The organism is Actinotalea subterranea (genome assembly GCF_008364845.1).
Classification (GTDB): domain Bacteria; phylum Actinomycetota; class Actinomycetes; order Actinomycetales; family Cellulomonadaceae; genus Actinotalea; species Actinotalea subterranea.
On the sequence record NZ_VTTP01000007.1, the window covers coordinates 36867 to 51277 of the forward strand.

Annotated in this window: 15 protein-coding genes; 9 read left to right on the forward strand and 6 right to left on the reverse strand. The window is 73.7% G+C overall.

What is annotated here, in order from left to right; all coding sequences use genetic code 11:
- The first annotated feature begins 74 nt into the window (after positions 1-74).
- Complete coding sequence (locus tag FZ988_RS12630) at positions 75-890, forward strand: helix-turn-helix transcriptional regulator (protein ID WP_149204389.1); 816 nt, start codon at positions 75-77, stop codon at positions 888-890.
- Positions 891-969: 79 nt separating this feature from the next.
- Positions 970-1278, forward strand: coding sequence for an Atu4866 domain-containing protein (locus tag FZ988_RS12635; RefSeq protein ID WP_149204390.1), 309 nt, complete (start codon positions 970-972; stop codon positions 1276-1278).
- Positions 1279-1339: 61 nt separating this feature from the next.
- On the opposite strand, the gene FZ988_RS12640 is transcribed toward FZ988_RS12635, so the two are convergent.
- Complete coding sequence (locus FZ988_RS12640) at positions 1340-1564, reverse strand: chemotaxis protein CheW (protein WP_149204391.1); 225 nt, start codon at positions 1562-1564, stop codon at positions 1340-1342.
- Positions 1565-1697: 133 nt separating this feature from the next.
- Positions 1698-3344: an ABC-F family ATP-binding cassette domain-containing protein gene (locus FZ988_RS12645; protein ID WP_149204392.1), complete on the reverse strand. Its 1647-nt coding sequence runs from the start codon at positions 3342-3344 to the stop codon at positions 1698-1700.
- Positions 3345-3586: 242 nt separating this feature from the next.
- On the opposite strand from FZ988_RS12645, the gene FZ988_RS12650 reads away from it, so the two are divergent.
- Both FZ988_RS12650 and ald read left to right on the forward strand, forming a co-directional pair.
- A complete protein-coding gene (locus FZ988_RS12650; protein WP_246169479.1) occupies positions 3587-4255 on the forward strand; it encodes an alpha/beta fold hydrolase in 669 nt (222 codons plus the stop codon).
- A gap of 281 nt (positions 4256-4536) precedes the next feature.
- Positions 4537-5649: an alanine dehydrogenase gene (gene ald / locus FZ988_RS12655; RefSeq protein ID WP_149204394.1), complete on the forward strand. Its 1113-nt coding sequence runs from the start codon at positions 4537-4539 to the stop codon at positions 5647-5649.
- Positions 5650-5675: 26 nt separating this feature from the next.
- Here ald and FZ988_RS12660 read toward each other — a convergent pair whose 3' ends face one another.
- Entirely contained in the window at positions 5676-6428 is a 753-nt protein-coding gene (locus FZ988_RS12660; protein WP_246169480.1) for a HEAT repeat domain-containing protein, read from the reverse strand.
- Positions 6429-6538: 110 nt separating this feature from the next.
- Here FZ988_RS12660 and FZ988_RS12665 point away from each other — a divergent pair, with 110 nt between their 5' ends.
- From FZ988_RS12665 to FZ988_RS12675, 3 genes are all read left to right on the forward strand, one after another.
- Positions 6539-7174, forward strand: coding sequence for a GNAT family N-acetyltransferase (locus FZ988_RS12665; RefSeq protein ID WP_149204395.1), 636 nt, complete (start codon positions 6539-6541; stop codon positions 7172-7174).
- Entirely contained in the window at positions 7171-9261 is a 2091-nt protein-coding gene (locus FZ988_RS12670) for a M3 family metallopeptidase (protein ID WP_149204396.1), read from the forward strand. Before FZ988_RS12665 ends, FZ988_RS12670 begins: the two co-directional genes overlap by 4 nt.
- A gap of 87 nt (positions 9262-9348) precedes the next feature.
- A complete protein-coding gene (locus FZ988_RS12675) occupies positions 9349-10716 on the forward strand; it encodes a M20/M25/M40 family metallo-hydrolase (RefSeq protein ID WP_149204397.1) in 1368 nt (455 codons plus the stop codon).
- Between the two features lie 24 nt (positions 10717-10740).
- Here the strand turns inward: FZ988_RS12675 and FZ988_RS19010 are convergent, their stop codons facing one another.
- Entirely contained in the window at positions 10741-10977 is a 237-nt protein-coding gene (locus tag FZ988_RS19010) for a DUF5703 family protein (RefSeq protein ID WP_149204398.1), read from the reverse strand.
- A 150-nt stretch (positions 10978-11127) separates the two neighbouring features.
- Here FZ988_RS19010 and FZ988_RS12685 point away from each other — a divergent pair, with 150 nt between their 5' ends.
- Positions 11128-11445: a primosomal protein gene (locus FZ988_RS12685; RefSeq protein WP_149204399.1), complete on the forward strand. Its 318-nt coding sequence runs from the start codon at positions 11128-11130 to the stop codon at positions 11443-11445.
- Positions 11446-11509: 64 nt separating this feature from the next.
- Here the strand turns inward: FZ988_RS12685 and FZ988_RS12690 are convergent, their stop codons facing one another.
- On the reverse strand, positions 11510-12469 hold the full coding sequence (locus FZ988_RS12690; RefSeq protein WP_149204400.1) for an aldo/keto reductase: 960 nt from the start codon (positions 12467-12469) through the stop codon (positions 11510-11512).
- Positions 12470-12545: 76 nt separating this feature from the next.
- On the opposite strand from FZ988_RS12690, the gene FZ988_RS12695 reads away from it, so the two are divergent.
- Positions 12546-13418, forward strand: a complete 873-nt coding sequence (locus FZ988_RS12695) for an undecaprenyl-diphosphate phosphatase (RefSeq protein ID WP_149204401.1) — start codon at positions 12546-12548, stop codon at positions 13416-13418.
- Positions 13419-13425: 7 nt separating this feature from the next.
- Here FZ988_RS12695 and FZ988_RS12700 read toward each other — a convergent pair whose 3' ends face one another.
- On the reverse strand, positions 13426-14388 hold the full coding sequence (locus FZ988_RS12700) for a CorA family divalent cation transporter (RefSeq protein WP_188079092.1): 963 nt from the start codon (positions 14386-14388) through the stop codon (positions 13426-13428).
- Positions 14389-14411: the final 23 nt, after the last annotated feature.

Genomic DNA, 14411 nt, shown 5'->3' on the forward strand with positions numbered 1-14411 from the left:
CCGTGCTCGCGTGTCCCGCTCAGGGGGAGCGCTGCACCCAGGCACGCACCACCGATCCCGCCTACCGTCGTGCCATGACCGGTGACCTCGGCAGCTTCCTGCGCGCGAGACGAGCACACGTCCAGCCGTCCGACGTCGGGGTGCGTTCCCTCGGCACGCGTCGCGTCGCCGGCCTGCGGCGGGAGGAGGTCGCGATGCTGGCGGGCGTGAGCGTGGACTACCTCGCACGGCTCGAGCAGGGACGCGAGACGAGCCCGTCGCCGGCGGTCCTGAACGCGCTGGGGCGTGCCCTGTGCCTGGACCACGAGGCGGCGGCGCACCTGTTCCGGCTCGCGGGCCTCGCCCCGGCCTCCCGGCAGCCCGCGCCACCCGCGGTCGACCCGGCGCTCGAGGAGCTCCTGGAGTCCTGGCCGACCACCCCTGCCCTGATCATCAACCCGCAGCTCGACGTCCTGGCGGCCAACAGGATGGCCCGGGCCCTGTACTCGGACTTCGAGCGGGTCGACAACGTCGTGCGCATGACCTTCGTCGACCCGGCCGGCGCCCGGTTCTTCCTGGAGTGGGAGCGGGCCGCCGAGTCGTGCGTGGCGAACCTGAGGCTCGCGCTCGGCATAAACCCCACGGACGACAGCATGCTCGCCCTCATCACCGAGGCGCACGACGCGAGCCCCCACTTCCGGCGCCTGTGGGCCCAGCACGAGGTGTGCGGCAAGACCCAGGAGGCGAAGCGCTTCCACCACAGCGAGCTGGGTGAGATCACGCTGGCGTACCGCGCGTTCGACGTGCGGGGGGCCGCCGGCCACGAGCTGATCACCTACCAGGCCGCAGCCGGCTCGGCAGAGGCAGACAAGCTGCGCCTGCTGGGGACCCTCGCCGTCACCCCGCGCTGACCGGGGCGTGGGTGGGTGTGCCGCACCGGGGTGGAGCGCGGCCTGCCACCCCGGGGCGCGGTCCACGAGGCTGGGACGCATGAGCTCACACATCGAGGACAGCACCGGACCCGACCCCGTCCTGGACGACGACACGGTCGGCGGGCAGCGCAGGCAGCAGCCCGATCGGCTGGGCCTGTGGTGCACCGCCGACGGGCACGTGCGACAGGAGCTGCGCGCCGACGGCCGCTACGTCGAGGCGCGGGGCGCCCGCGAGGCCGCGTACACGGGCCGCTACGAGATCGACGGCGACCGGATCGAGTACTGGGACGACTCCGGCTTCACGGCCGACGGGGTCTTCGTCGCGGGAGTCCTGCACCACGCGGGCATGGTCATGCGGCGGCGTTGACGGCGAAGACGGCCGCGGGCGGGCGTCCGGCGTCGGGCGCCGGGCGAGCCGGGTGCCGGCGTCAGCCGCCCAGCGAGACGAGGAGCCCGACGAGCGCCGAGGAGCCGAGGCCGAGGGCCGTCCAGCCGACCATGCTCCCGGCGACGTAGGCGACGTAGCGTGCGCGGTCTGCGGCCGACCCCTCCCAGCGGGGGGCGGGTGCCGTGCGGACGGTCACGAGGACCCGGCGGAGGTCGAGCGGCTCGTGGGTGGTGGTGCGCGTCGCGGGCATCGTCAGGGCGGTCATCACGTGCTCCTCGTGGGGGCGTGGCAAGGGTGTGCGCCGGGGTCGCCGGGCCTCACCATCGTCCACCGCCCGTCCGTGCTCACGGTGGGCGGTTCGACCTAGGGGTCGCCCGCAGCGCAGAGGCCTCGCGCGCTCAGTCGGGCGTGACCTCGGTGACGACGCCGTCCTCGACGTGGAGGCGGCGCGTGAGGCGGACGGTCTCGAGCATCCGCCGGTCGTGAGTGACGAGGAGGATGGTCCCGTCGAACGTGTCGAGTGCTGCCTCGAGCTGCTCGATCGCGGGCAGGTCCAGGTGGTTCGTCGGCTCGTCGAGCACGAGGAGGTTCACGCCGCGGGCCTGCAGGAGGGCGAGCGCCGCACGCGTGCGCTCGCCCGGGGACTGCGACCGCGCGGGGCGGTCGATGTGGTGCGTGCCGAGCCCGAACTTCGCGAGCAGCGTACGCACGTCCGACGTGGGCCAGTCGGGCACCTCGCGGGAGAACGCCGTCGCGAGCGCCTCGTCGCCCTCGAACGCACGCCGGGCCTGGTCGACCTCGCCGACGAGCACCCCGCGCCCGAGGTCGACGGTCCCCGTCGAGGGCGTGATGCGCCCCAGGAGCAGCCCGAGGAGCGTCGACTTCCCGGAGCCGTTCGGTCCCGTGACGGCGACCCTGTCCTGCCAGTCGACCTGAAGGTCCACGGGCCCCAGGCGGAAGTCCCCGCGCTCGACGACGGCGTTGCGTGCGACCGCGACGACGGCACCGGATCGGGGCGCCGCCGCGATGCTCAGCTGGAGCTGCCACTCCTTGCGCGGCTCGTCGACGACCTCGAGCCGGTCGATGAGGCGTTCGGTCTGACGGGCCTTGGCGGCCTGCTTCTCGGCAGAGTCCGCCCGGAAGGCCGGGATGAACTTGTCGTTGTCCGTGGCCTTGCGGCGTGCGTTGCGCACGCCCTTCGCCATCCAGGCACGCTGGCGCCGGGCCCGGGCCTGGAGCGCGTCCCGTCGCGTCGCGTAGCCCTCGTAGGCCTCACGCGCACGACGCCGCGCGATCGAGCGTTCCTCGAGGTAGGCGTCGTACGTCCCCCCGTACGTCAGCACACGCTGGAGGCTGCGGTCGATCTCGACGACGGACGTGACAGTCCTGCTGAGGAACTCGCGGTCGTGGCTCACCACGACGATCGGTGCCGTCGAGCGGGCCACGAAGTCCTCGAGGCGCGCGAGCCCGTCGGCGTCGAGGTCGTTCGTCGGCTCGTCGAGGAGGTAGACGTCGTACCTCGACAGGATGAGCGCTGCGAGGCCGACGCGCGCCGCCTCGCCACCCGAGAGCGCGGTCATGGGCAGGTCGAGGTCGACGCCGAGATCGAGGTCGTCGACCGTGGTGCCCATCCGGGCGTCGAAGTCGGCGCCACCGAGGGCGAGCCACCGTTCGAGGGCCTCCGCGTACCCGTCCTCAGAGCCTGCGCCGCCCGCGGCGAGGTCGTCGGCGGCGGCGTCGAGCGCGGTCTGCGCGGGTGCCACGCCGGTGCGACGCTCGAGGTGGGCCCGGACCGTCTCGCCCTCGAGCCGCTCGATCTCCTGCGCGAGGTAGCCGACCTGCGCGTGCGGCGGAGAGAGGCTCACCGAACCCGCGTCCGGCGCGCGCCTGCCGGCGAGGACCTGCATGAGGGTGGACTTGCCCGCGCCGTTGGGGCCGACGAGGCCGACGACGTCACCGGGTGCCACGACGAGGTCGACGCCCGAGAACAGCTCACGGTCGCCGAAGCCCGCCCCGACACCCTTGGCCTGCACCGTCGCGCTCACGGGCCCATTCTCCCGTGCCGCTGGGCGTGGTCGGTCCCCGGCCCCCGGTCCTCGGGCACCGCTGCACACGGCATGCGCAGCGACGTGCAGCGCAGGCCGTGCGCAAGGGACGCCTGGGAATGAAGCACCCGGGTGCCGCGGTTACCCTGGAAGACGCAGGGCCGTCGAGCGCGGTGAGGTCCTGGTCAGGTACGCCGTCCGCGCCCTCTCGGAAGGCCGACCTCATCCGCCCCCTCGTCTTCGTGCACGGGACCCGCACCTCCTCCGCCATCTGGGAGCACCAGCTCGCAGCCGTCCGACGCTCGGGCCACGACGCCGTCGCAGTGGACCTGCCGGGTCACGGCAGCCGCGCCCACGAGCGCTTCACCCTCCCGGGCGCGATGAGCGCCATCGACGAGGCGGTCTCGAGCTTCTCCGTCCCGCCGCTCCTCGTCGGGCTGTCCCTGGGGGGCTACTCGTCCCTCGCGTACGCGGCGCGGCACCACGGGAAGGTCGCCGGTGTCGTCCTGTCCGGCTGCTCGACAGAGATCCGCGGCAAGCCGCTCGGCCTGTACCGCACGGTGTCGCTCAAGGTCGCGCAGACGCTGCGCCCGACCGGCGGCACGTGGCACGTGGTCGCGGACATGCTCGCCGCGATGAAGGGCTACTCGTCGCTGGCCGACCTGCGCCGTGTCCTGGTGCCGGTGTGGCTCGTCAACGGGCGACGCGACATCCTCCGGCTCGAGGAGCGCCGCTTCCTCGCCGCCGTCCCGGGCCTGCGGCTGCACGTGGTCGCGCGCGCCGGGCACGACGTGAACAGCCACGCGCCGGAGACGTTCAACCGCATCCTGCTGCACGCTCTGCACGAGCTCCGGGGCGCGGCCTCCGCCGTCACCTCTCCGATCCACCGCGCCGTCGCCCACGCCGGGTAGGTCCACCGGTCCACGGCAGCCCGACGAGGCGGGGCGGGTGCGCCGGGGCTGCTGCCACGACCCCGGGCGTCGTCGTGCCGAGCGGCGCACCTCTGTCGTCCTTCGCGCGGTTCACCACGGGCCGTGAGCACACAGGTCCGGACGGGCCTCCGTTCTCGATCCTGCACATGGCTCCGTGCTGCTGTTTTCGTCGCCCACCCCCCGGGCGGCCACGGAAAGGGTCTGTGCAACGGGTCGCGGACGTGGGATTCTCGCAGCACTGCCGAGAGCCGGAGGAACGCATGAGGGTCGGGGTCCCCACCGAGGTCAAGAACCACGAGTACCGCGTCGCCCTCACACCGGCGGGCGTCCACGCCCTCGCTGCCGCAGGGCACGAGGTGCTCGTCCAGGCGGGAGCCGGCTCAGGCTCCGGGATCTCCGACGCCGAGTACGTGGCCGCGGGCGGCACCATCGTGCCGACGGCGCAGGACGCGTGGGCGGCCCCGATGGTGTGCAAGGTCAAGGAGCCCGTCGAGCAGGAGTACGGCCTGCTGCGCCGGGACCAGCTGTTGTTCACCTACCTGCACCTCGCCGCGAGCCGCGCGTGCACCGACGCGCTCCTGGCGGCGGGTACCACCGCGGTCGCCTACGAGACGGTCCAGCTGCCCGACGGCACCCTCCCGCTGCTCGCACCGATGAGCGAGGTCGCGGGCAGGCTCGCGACGCAGGTCGGCGCCTACCACCTCATGCGGACGCAGGGAGGTCGCGGCCTCCTTTCTGGCGGCGTGCCCGGCGTGGCGCCCGCATCCGTCGTCGTCATCGGCGGGGGCGTCGCCGGCCGCCACGCGGCGGACATCGCCGTCGGCATGCGCGCCGACGTGACGGTGCTCGACACGAGCCTGCCGAAGCTCCGTGAGCTCGACGCGCGGTACGAGGGCCGGGTGCGCACGCTCGCGTCGAGCGCGTACGCGGTCGAGCAGGCCGCCCTCGGCGCCGACCTCGTCATCGGTGCGGTGCTGGTGCCCGGACGGCGCGCGCCGACGGTCGTGACCAACGACCTGGTGCGTCGGATGCGCACCGGGTCCGTCCTCGTCGACATCGCGGTCGACCAGGGCGGCTGCTTCGAGGACACCCGGCCGACGACCCACGCCGAGCCCACCTTCACGGTGCACGGGTCGGTCTTCTACTGCGTCGCCAACATGCCGGGCGCCGTGCCCGTCACGTCGACGCACGCGCTCACGGCGACGACGCTGCCCTACGTCCTGGCACTTGCCGAGCACGGCTGGGCCCACGCGGTCCGCAGCGACCCGGCGCTCGCGGCCGGCCTGACGACGCACGACGGCGCCCTGCTGCACGGTGGTGTCGCGGACGCGCACGGCCTGCCGCTCATGCCGCGGGAGGCGGTGCTCGCCTGACCCTGCGGCGTCGGCCGCTGCACGGGTCAGCGTGCGGCGGCCCGGCCGGAGAACGTGTCCGCGAGGCGCGCCGTGCGTGCGGCGTCGGCGCGGCCGAGGCGGGCCTTGCGCAGGTTCTCCCGCACGACCCAGCGCACATCCGCGTCGGGGTGGGTCGCCCAGCGCTCGAGCCTCGGGAACCCGACCTCAGGACCGGCGGCGACGACCACGCTCCAGGCATACCCGAGCGCCTTGCGGAGCGCGCGCGTCCCCGGCTCGGTGCGGCGGGGTGCGGGCAGCGCGACCAGCGCCGTCGTGACCTGGTCCAGCACCGCCAGCGTGTGCCGCACGGCGTCGTCGGTCTGCAGCAGGCGCGGCTCGCACAGGCCCGCGACGGCGGCACGCTGCACCAGGGGTGCGTCGCCGGCCCACGCGGTCGTCAAGGTCCGCAGGGTTGCCGGGTCGGCGTCACCGAGGGTCTGGAGCGCCATCGCGACGCCCTCGCGGACGCGCCAGCGGTCGTCGGCGGCGAGCTCGCGCAGCCGAACGGCGGCCTCGGCATCCCCCTCGACGACGAGCCTGCCGAGGCCGGCTGCTCCGCACATGGCGAGGTACTCGTCGGTGCTGGCCGCCGCGTGCCACAGGTACTGCGGTGTTGCTGCCGCCGCGACCGCGTGGAGGAGCTCGAGGTTCGCGCGGGGACCCGGCAGCCCGGAGTGCGCCGTGAGGTACGCGTCCCACGCCGCTGCCTGCGCCGGCAGGGCTGCGACCGCCTGCGCCGCGTCGTGCCTCGTCGTCACCCGTACCCCCGGCCTGTCTCGATCCGTCCATCCTGCCGCCTCGCGCGACGCGGCGGGTGCGGATGGGAAAGCGCGGGCGTGGGCCTCGTCACAGACCGTAGGGTCCGGCCATGGACACCGTGACCCTCGCCGACGACCGCCTCGTCCTCTCCGCCCCGACGGAGTCCGACGTCGACACGATCACCGCGCTGTGCCAGGAGCCGGTGATCCAGGAGTGGACGACCGTCCCGAGCCCGTACACGCGCTCGGACGCCGAGGGCTTCGTCACCGGCATGGTCGCCGCCGGGTGGGCGCAGGACAAGGACTACACGTGGGGCATCCGCGTGGACGGGCGCCTCGTCGGCATGATCGGCCTGGCGCGTCAGCCTGAGGGCTCCGCGGAGATCGGCTACTGGCTCGGCGCCGACGTGCGTGGGCAGGGCATCATGGACCGCGCGATCCGGCTCGTGCTCGCGTGGGCCTTCGACGACGCCGACGGACCTCGGCTCGAGCGCATCGAGTGGCATGCCTTCGCCCCCAACTGGGCGTCGTGGCGGGCGGCCTGGCGCGTCGGCTTCCGGTTCGAGGCCGCGGTCCGCGGTGCCGTGCTGCAGCGCGGGCGGCGGCGGGACGACTGGGCGGGGACGCTCCTGCGCGACGACGTCCGCGAGCCGGTCCTCCCGTGGCCCGCCACGGGCGTCGTCGTGCCGGACCCGCCGCCGGACGTGCGAGCACGTGACGCCGGATCGGCGAGGATGGCCCGATGACGTCTTCCGAGCCGCGTGAGGCTCTCTCCACCAGCAACCCGTTCGCCGAGCCGTCGTCCCTGCCCTACGGGCTGCCCGACTTCGCGCGCATCCGTGACGAGCACTACCTGCCGGCGTTCGAGGCCGGGATGGCGGCCGAACGCGCCGAGGTCGAGGCGATCCTCGGCGACCCGAACCCGCCGACCGAGGAGAACCTGCTCCTCGCGCTGGAGCGTTCGGGACGGCTGCTCCACCGGGTCACCACGGTCTTCTTCAACCGGACCAGCGCGGACAGCTCACCGTTCCTGGACGACCTCGAGGAGCAGCTCGCCCCGCGCCTCTCGGAGCACCACGACGCGATCACGCTCGACCCACGGCTGCACGCGCGCCTCGAGGCGCTCGCGGCGTCGGTCGAGGCGGGCGAGGTCGTCCTGGCCCCGGACGCAGCCTGGCTGCTCCACACCCTGCGTCGCGACGTCGTGCGTGCCGGTGCCGCGGCGACACCCGAGGTCCAGGCGCAGGTGCGTGAGCTCAACGCCCGGATCACGACGCTCGAGAGCGTGTTCGGCCGGCAGCTCCTCGCGGACTCCAACGCCTCGGCCGTCCTCGTCGAGCACGAGGAGGACCTCGAGGGCATGCCGCAGGACGCCGTCGCCGCCGCACGCCAGGCCGCGGCCGACCGTGGCCACGAGGCCGGCTACCTCATCGAGCTCATGCTGTTCAGCCAGCAGCCGGTGCTGGCGACGCTGCGCCGACGGGACGTGCGGCGACGCGTGCACGAGGCCTCTCTCGCCCGCGGTGGACGCGGGGGAGAGCACGACACCCGCGCGACGCTGCTCGAGCTGGCGCGGCTGCGTGCGCAGCGCGCACAGCTCCTCGGCTACGACCACCACGCCGCCTACGTCGCCGACGACGGGACGGCGGGCACCACCCAGGCCGTCGACGCGATGCTCGCGCGCCTCGCCCCGGCCGCCGCGGCCAACGCGCGCCGCGAGGCCGCCGACCTCGAGGACGCGATGCGCGCCGACGAGCCCGGCGCGACGCTCGAGGCGTGGGACTGGCCCTTCTACGCGGAACGCGTGCGACAGGCCAGGTACGCGCTCGACGACACCGCCCTGCGGCCCTACCTCGAGCTCGAGCGGGTGGTCCACGAGGGCGTCTTCTACGCGGCCACGCAGCTCTACGGGATCACGTTCGCGGCACGTCCTGACCTGGTCGGCTACCACCCGGACGCGCGTGTCTTCGAGGTGCGCGACGCCGACGGCTCCGAGCTCGGCCTGTTCGTGGCGGACTGGTACACGAGGGAGTCCAAGCGCGGCGGGGCGTGGATGAACAACCTCGTCGACCAGAGCCACCTGCTGGGCGAGAAGCCGGTCGTCGTCAACAACCTGAACATCCCGAAGCCCCCGGCGGGCGATCCCACGCTGCTCAGCTGGGACGAGGTCAACACGCTGTTCCACGAGTTCGGTCACGCGCTGCACGGTCTGTTCTCCGACGTGCGCCTGCCGTCCCAGTCGGGCACCGAGGTCCCGCGTGACTTCGTCGAGTACCCGTCGCAGGTCAACGAGATGTGGTCGCTCCACCCCGAGGTGATCCGTCGCTTCGCGGTGCACCACGAGACGGGCGCGCCCATCCCGCAGGAGTGGGTGGACACGCTCGTCGCCTCGGGTCAGTACAACGAGGGCTTCCGCACGACGGAGTACCTCGCGGCGGCGATCCTCGACCAGGCGTGGCACCAGCTCACGCCGCAGGAGGTGCCGACCGAGGTCGAGCAGGTCGAGGCGTTCGAGCAGCACGCGCTCGAGCAGGCCGGCATCGCCCTGCCGACGGTTCCCCCGCGCTACCGCACGACCTACTTCAACCACGTGTTCGGTGGTGGTTACGCGGCGGCGTACTACTCGTACATCTGGGCGGAGGTCCTGGACGCGGACACGGTGACCTGGTTCGAGGAGAACGGCGGTCTGCGCCGGGAGAACGGCGACCGGTTCCGGCGGGTCCTGCTGTCGCGGGGCGGGTCGCTCGACGTGCTCGACGCGTTCCGTGAGCTGCGAGGGCGCGACGCCGAGATCGCGCCGCTCCTCGCTCGCAGGGGCCTGACCGGGGCGTGAGCGTGGGGGCGCGTGATCCAACGCGCCCCCACCTGCCGGGACCCTCGGCGTCCGGTCCACCGCGCCCCGGCCGGTACCGTGGCGAGCATGTCCCTCACGCCCGGCGAGCCCACGCTCGCGTCCTCCGGCCAGCCCGTCCCCACGTCCGGCCTCACGGCCCAGGACGAGGTCGTCTCGATCTGCCAGGACCTCCTGCGCCTCGACACGTCCAACTACGGCGACAACGAGGGTCCGGGCGAGCGTGCCGCCGCGGAGTACGTGATGGCGTCCCTGCACGAGGTCGGGCTGGAGCCGGAGCTCTTCGAGTCGGCGCCGGGCCGGGCCAACGTCGTCGTGCGGCTGCCGGGCCTGGACCCGACGCGCGGGGCGCTCGTGCTGCACGGGCACACCGACGTCGTGCCCGCTGCGGCGGACGACTGGACGGTCGACCCGTTCGGCGGCGAGGAGATCGACGGCCTGCTGTGGGGGCGCGGCGCCGTCGACATGAAGGACATGGACGCGATGATCCTCGCCGTCGTGCGACAGATGGCCCGTGAGGGCAGGCGGCCCGCGCGGGACGTCGTGCTCGCGATGTTCGCCGACGAGGAGGCGGGCGGGCGCTACGGGGCGCGCTACGCCGTCGACCACCGGCCTGACCTCTTCGAGGGCGCGACCGAGGCGATCAGCGAGGTCGGCGGCTTCTCGGTCGACGTCGGCGGCAAGCGTGCCTACCTGCTCCAGACCGCGGAGAAGGGCATCGGCTGGCTGCGGCTCGTTGCCGACGGACGCGCCGGCCACGGCTCGCAGGTCAACACCGAGAACGCGGTCACCGAGCTCGCCGCGGCGGTCGCCCGCATCGGCTCGTACGCCTGGCCGCTCCAGATGACGCCGACGGTGCACGCGCTGCTGACGGGCGTCGCGGACCTCACGGGCCTGCCGTTCGACCCCGAGGACCCCGAGTCCGTGAGCGGCCTCGTCGACGCGCTCGGCCCGGCCGCCCGGTTCGTCGGTGCCACCGTGCGCAACACCGCCAACCCGACGCAGCTGTCCGCGGGCTACAAGGCCAACGTGATCCCCGGTTCTGCCGAGGCCGTGCTCGACACCCGGTTCCTGCCCGGCCACGAGGACGCCGCGCGCGCGACGCTCGCCGAGCTCGCCGGCCCGAACGTGCGCATCGAGGACATCCACCGGGACGTCGCGCTCGAGGTGCCGTTCTCGGGGAGCCTCGTGGACGCGATGGTCGACGCGCTGCACGCGGAGGACCCCGGTGCGGCCGTCCTGCCCTACACGTTGTCGGGTGGCACCGACAACAAGTCCCTGTCGATCCTGGGGATCACCGGGTACGGGTTCGCGCCCCTCCAGCTGCCGACGAGCCTGGACTTCTCCTCGATGTTCCACGGCGTGGACGAGCGTGTCCCGGTCGAGTCCCTCCGCTTCGGGACACGCGTGCTCGACCGGCTGCTCGCGACCTGCTGACGTCACGGCGCGGGCGTCCGGGGCTCAGAGCGTGCTGCGCACCCGGATGATCTTGCGGCGGAGCCAGAACTTGCGCTCGCCGCCCGCGTAGAGGCTGGTCCGCGCGAGCTCCCACCGGCCGTACTCGGCCTCGTCGGTGAGCAGGCGCCGCGCGTCGTTCCGGCTCGTGGACCGGTCGAGCGTGACGACGCGGTACTCGTACTGTCCGCCCTGGCTCTGCCAGCCCTCCCGGGCCGGTCGGGCGGTCGTGCTCCCGCTCAAGTGCTGCACCTCCGTGTGTCGCTGGTGCCTGCTCGTGCGCCTTCTCGCCGCGCGCCTGCGGCCGACCGGTGACGGCGTGGTTGCGCCGCGTGGCCGCCCGATGCCCGCGATCGAGTGCCATTGTGCACGCACCGGCGCTACCGTCGGGGCATGACCGATGACCCGCGTGCCGCGCTCGACCGCCTGCTCGCAGCGCTCGAGGCCCATTTCCACGCCGTGAGCACGCGACGAGGCGACGACGACCCCGCCGTCGACGACGCCTACGACGTCCTGGCCGACGCCTTCGAGGTGTACGACGACGCCATGGTGCGCGTCCACGGCGAGACGCTCCCCTTCTACCTCGCGGACGAGGAGACGGACGACGACGACGCGGACGACGCCGACGACCTCGACGCGGACGAGGACGACCTCGAGGACCTGGAGGACGACCTCCTGGACGGCACCGAGCTCGACAGCGCGGAGCGCTGAGGCTGGAAGGCGCGGAGCGCTGAGGCTGGACGGCTCGGACCGCTGACGGCGGGCGCGCCCGCCCTCAGAAGCGCTCGGGGTAGCCGAGGGCCGGCGCGCTGACCTCGTCGAGCGCGTCGACGAGCGCCGCGGGCAGCTCGAGGTCCAGGTCGAGGGCCGGCCGCAGCTGGTGCGCTGTCCGCGCGCCGACGATCGCCGAGCTGACCTGCGGGCGTCCCAGCACCCATGCGAGCGCGACCTCGAGGGCGGTCCGCTCCAGGCCCTCCGCGGCGGTGAGCACGGCCTCGACGACCGGGAGCGAGGTGCGGCCGAGATAGGGGGCGACGAACCCCGCCAGGTGCGCGGACGCGGCCCGGGAGTCAGCGGGCACCGACCGCCGGTACTTGCCGGTCAGGACCCCGCGGCCCAGGGGCGACCAGGCGAGGACGCCCACGCCGAGCTCGGCGGCAGCAGGCACGACCTCGCGCTCGACGCCCCGCTGGAGCAGCGAGTACTCGACCTCGACCGCCGCCAGGGCGTGCCCCGGCTCGAGGAGCGTCGCGGCGCGGGCGGTCTGCCAGCCCGGGTGGTTCGACAGGCCCACGTACCGCGCCCGGCCCGAGTCGACGGCGGACCGCAACGCACCCATCGTCTCGGCCAGCGGCGTGCGCGGGTCGGGCGACTGGACGAGCCAGAGGTCCACGTGGTCGGTCCCGAGCCGCATCAGCGACTCGTCGAGCGAGCGCAGCAGCGCGCCTCGTGACGCGTCGACCACGCCACCCTGCGGCGTGCGCCGGATGCCCGCCTTGGTGCACAGGACGACGTCCTCGCGGGCCACGACGGTGCCCAGCAGGGACCCGATGAGCTCCTCGGCCGCGCCGTCGGCGTAGGAGGCCGCCGTGTCGAGGAGGGTCCCGCCGGCGTCGACGAAGTCACGCAGCTGTGCCGCGGCCTCGTGCTCGTCGGTGTCGCGGCTCCAGGTCAACGTCCCGAGCCCCAGGGACGAGACCCGCAGGCCGGTACCGCCGAGCAGTCGCTCCTCCATGCTGCAGGAGGCTACCGGGAGCGCGTGCGTCGGGCGGGGACGGGGCATGCCCGGCGAGCCGGTAGCGTGTGGCGCCATGACGTGGTGGGAAGCGGTCGTCCTCGGCCTTGTCCAGGGACTCACCGAGTTCCTCCCGATCTCCTCGAGCGCGCACCTGCGCATCGTCGGCGAGCTGCTGCCCACCGGCACCGATCCGGGGGCGGCGTTCACGGCCGTGACCCAGATCGGCACCGAGAGCGCGGTCCTCCTGTACTTCCGGCGCGACATCGCGAAGATCTGCGTCGCGTGGTGGCGTGCGCTGACGGGGCAGCACGGGGCGGGCTGGCGTGCGCGGATGGGTGCGGCGGACCCCGACGCGCGGATGGCGTGGTGGATCGCCCTGGGCTCGGTGCCGATCGTCGTGCTGGGCCTGCTGTTCGAGGACTCCATCAAGGGCCCGTTCCGCAACCTCTTCCTCGTCGCGATGACCCTCGCCGGCTTCGCGCTCGTGCTCGGCTGGGCCGACCGCCGGGGGACCAAGGAGCGCGGACTGGAGACGATCACCTGGCGGCACGCCGTCCTGTTCGGGTTCGCGCAGGCGCTCGCGCTCGTGCCCGGTGTCTCGCGCTCGGGCGGCACGATCACCGCGGGCCTCCTGCTGGGGTACACCCGCTCGGCGGCCGCCCGGTACTCGTTCCTGCTCGCGATCCCGGCCGTCCTCGGCTCCGGGGTGCAGCAGCTCGTCACGAGCCTCGACGACTTCGGCACCGCGGGCACCCCGAGCCTGGGCGTGACGGTCCTGGCGACGCTCATCGCGTTCGTCGTCGGCTACCTCGTGATCATCGCTTTCCTGAAGATCGTCGAGAGCTACAGCTACCAGCCGTTCGTGGTGTACCGGATCGCCCTCGCCGCGGTCGTCGTCGTGCTCCTGCTCGCGGGCGTGCTCGAGCCCATGGGCGCGTCCGCCTGACCCGCGCTCAGAGCCAGCCGGACCGCGTGAACAGGCGGTGGAGCAGGACGGACAGGCCCGCCATCACGCCGAGCGCCGCCGGGTAGCCGCCGACCCACCCGAGCTCGGGCATGTGGTGGAAGTTCATGCCGTACACGCTCGCGACGAGCGTGGGGACCGCGACGATCGCTGCCCACGCCGAGATGCGACGCACGTCGTCACCCTGGCGGATGGACACGAGCGCGAGGTGGCTCGAGAGCAGCGCGGCCAGGAGCTCGTCGTGGGCGTCGAGCCGCCTGTCCAGACGGTCGACCGCCGTCACGAGCTTGCGCGCCCAGGCGTCGCCCGCATCCCGTCCGTCCGGGTCGGTGACGAGGTCGGCGAGCTCGGCGCCCAGCGGCACCAGGCCGCGGCGTGCCTCGGCGATCTCGCGCTTGAGGGCGTAGATCGCCTCGACCGGGTTGGTGCGCTCGCCCGCGAAGACGGTCTCCTCGACGGCCTCGACGGCCTCGCTCAGGCGGGCCTCGACGTCGGACGCCGTCGCGACGAGGGCCGCGAGCAGCGCGGACAGGACGCCGGCGGTGAGCCGGTCGGGTGCGGGCTGGGGTGTCGCCAAGAGCTCGGCGACCTGGTCCAGGCACCCCGCGGGCCCCGCCTCGGCGGTCAGGACGACGCCCCCGAGGACGAGGCACGTGACCTCGCCCGTGAGCACGTCGGCGGTCGACTCCCGGTAGCTGGTCGTCGGTGCCGTCAGGTACACGCCGCCGGACAGGTGCTGGACGTGCGGGCGGCCGTGGCGTCCTGCGCCGTGCGCGCCGATGGAACGCACGACGTCGGTCGGCAGCCCGAGTCGCTCGGCGACCGCGGGCACCTCCTCGCGCGAGGCGACGCGGACCCACAGGACGTCGGCGTCGTCACGCGCCGGTGGCTGCCCCGCGTGCCAGCCGTCGGGGGAGTGCCACCACGTCGGACCGAGCTCCTCCACCTGCACAGCCCCAGTCTGGACCTCCCGGT

Coding starts and splice junctions, on each gene's coding strand:
- FZ988_RS12635 (WP_149204390.1), top strand. CDS start 970: ATGAGCTCACACATCGAGGACAGCACCGGACCCGACCCCGTCCTGGAC.
- FZ988_RS12675 (WP_149204397.1), top strand. CDS start 9,349: ATGTCCCTCACGCCCGGCGAGCCCACGCTCGCGTCCTCCGGCCAGCCC.
- FZ988_RS12685 (WP_149204399.1), top strand. CDS start 11,128: ATGACCGATGACCCGCGTGCCGCGCTCGACCGCCTGCTCGCAGCGCTC.
- FZ988_RS12690 (WP_149204400.1), bottom strand. CDS start 12,469: ATGGAGGAGCGACTGCTCGGCGGTACCGGCCTGCGGGTCTCGTCCCTG.
- FZ988_RS12630 (WP_149204389.1), top strand. CDS start 75: ATGACCGGTGACCTCGGCAGCTTCCTGCGCGCGAGACGAGCACACGTC.
- FZ988_RS12665 (WP_149204395.1), top strand. CDS start 6,539: ATGGACACCGTGACCCTCGCCGACGACCGCCTCGTCCTCTCCGCCCCG.
- FZ988_RS12695 (WP_149204401.1), top strand. CDS start 12,546: ATGACGTGGTGGGAAGCGGTCGTCCTCGGCCTTGTCCAGGGACTCACC.
- FZ988_RS12640 (WP_149204391.1), bottom strand. CDS start 1,564: ATGACCGCCCTGACGATGCCCGCGACGCGCACCACCACCCACGAGCCG.
- FZ988_RS12670 (WP_149204396.1), top strand. CDS start 7,171: ATGACGTCTTCCGAGCCGCGTGAGGCTCTCTCCACCAGCAACCCGTTC.
- ald (WP_149204394.1), top strand. CDS start 4,537: ATGAGGGTCGGGGTCCCCACCGAGGTCAAGAACCACGAGTACCGCGTC.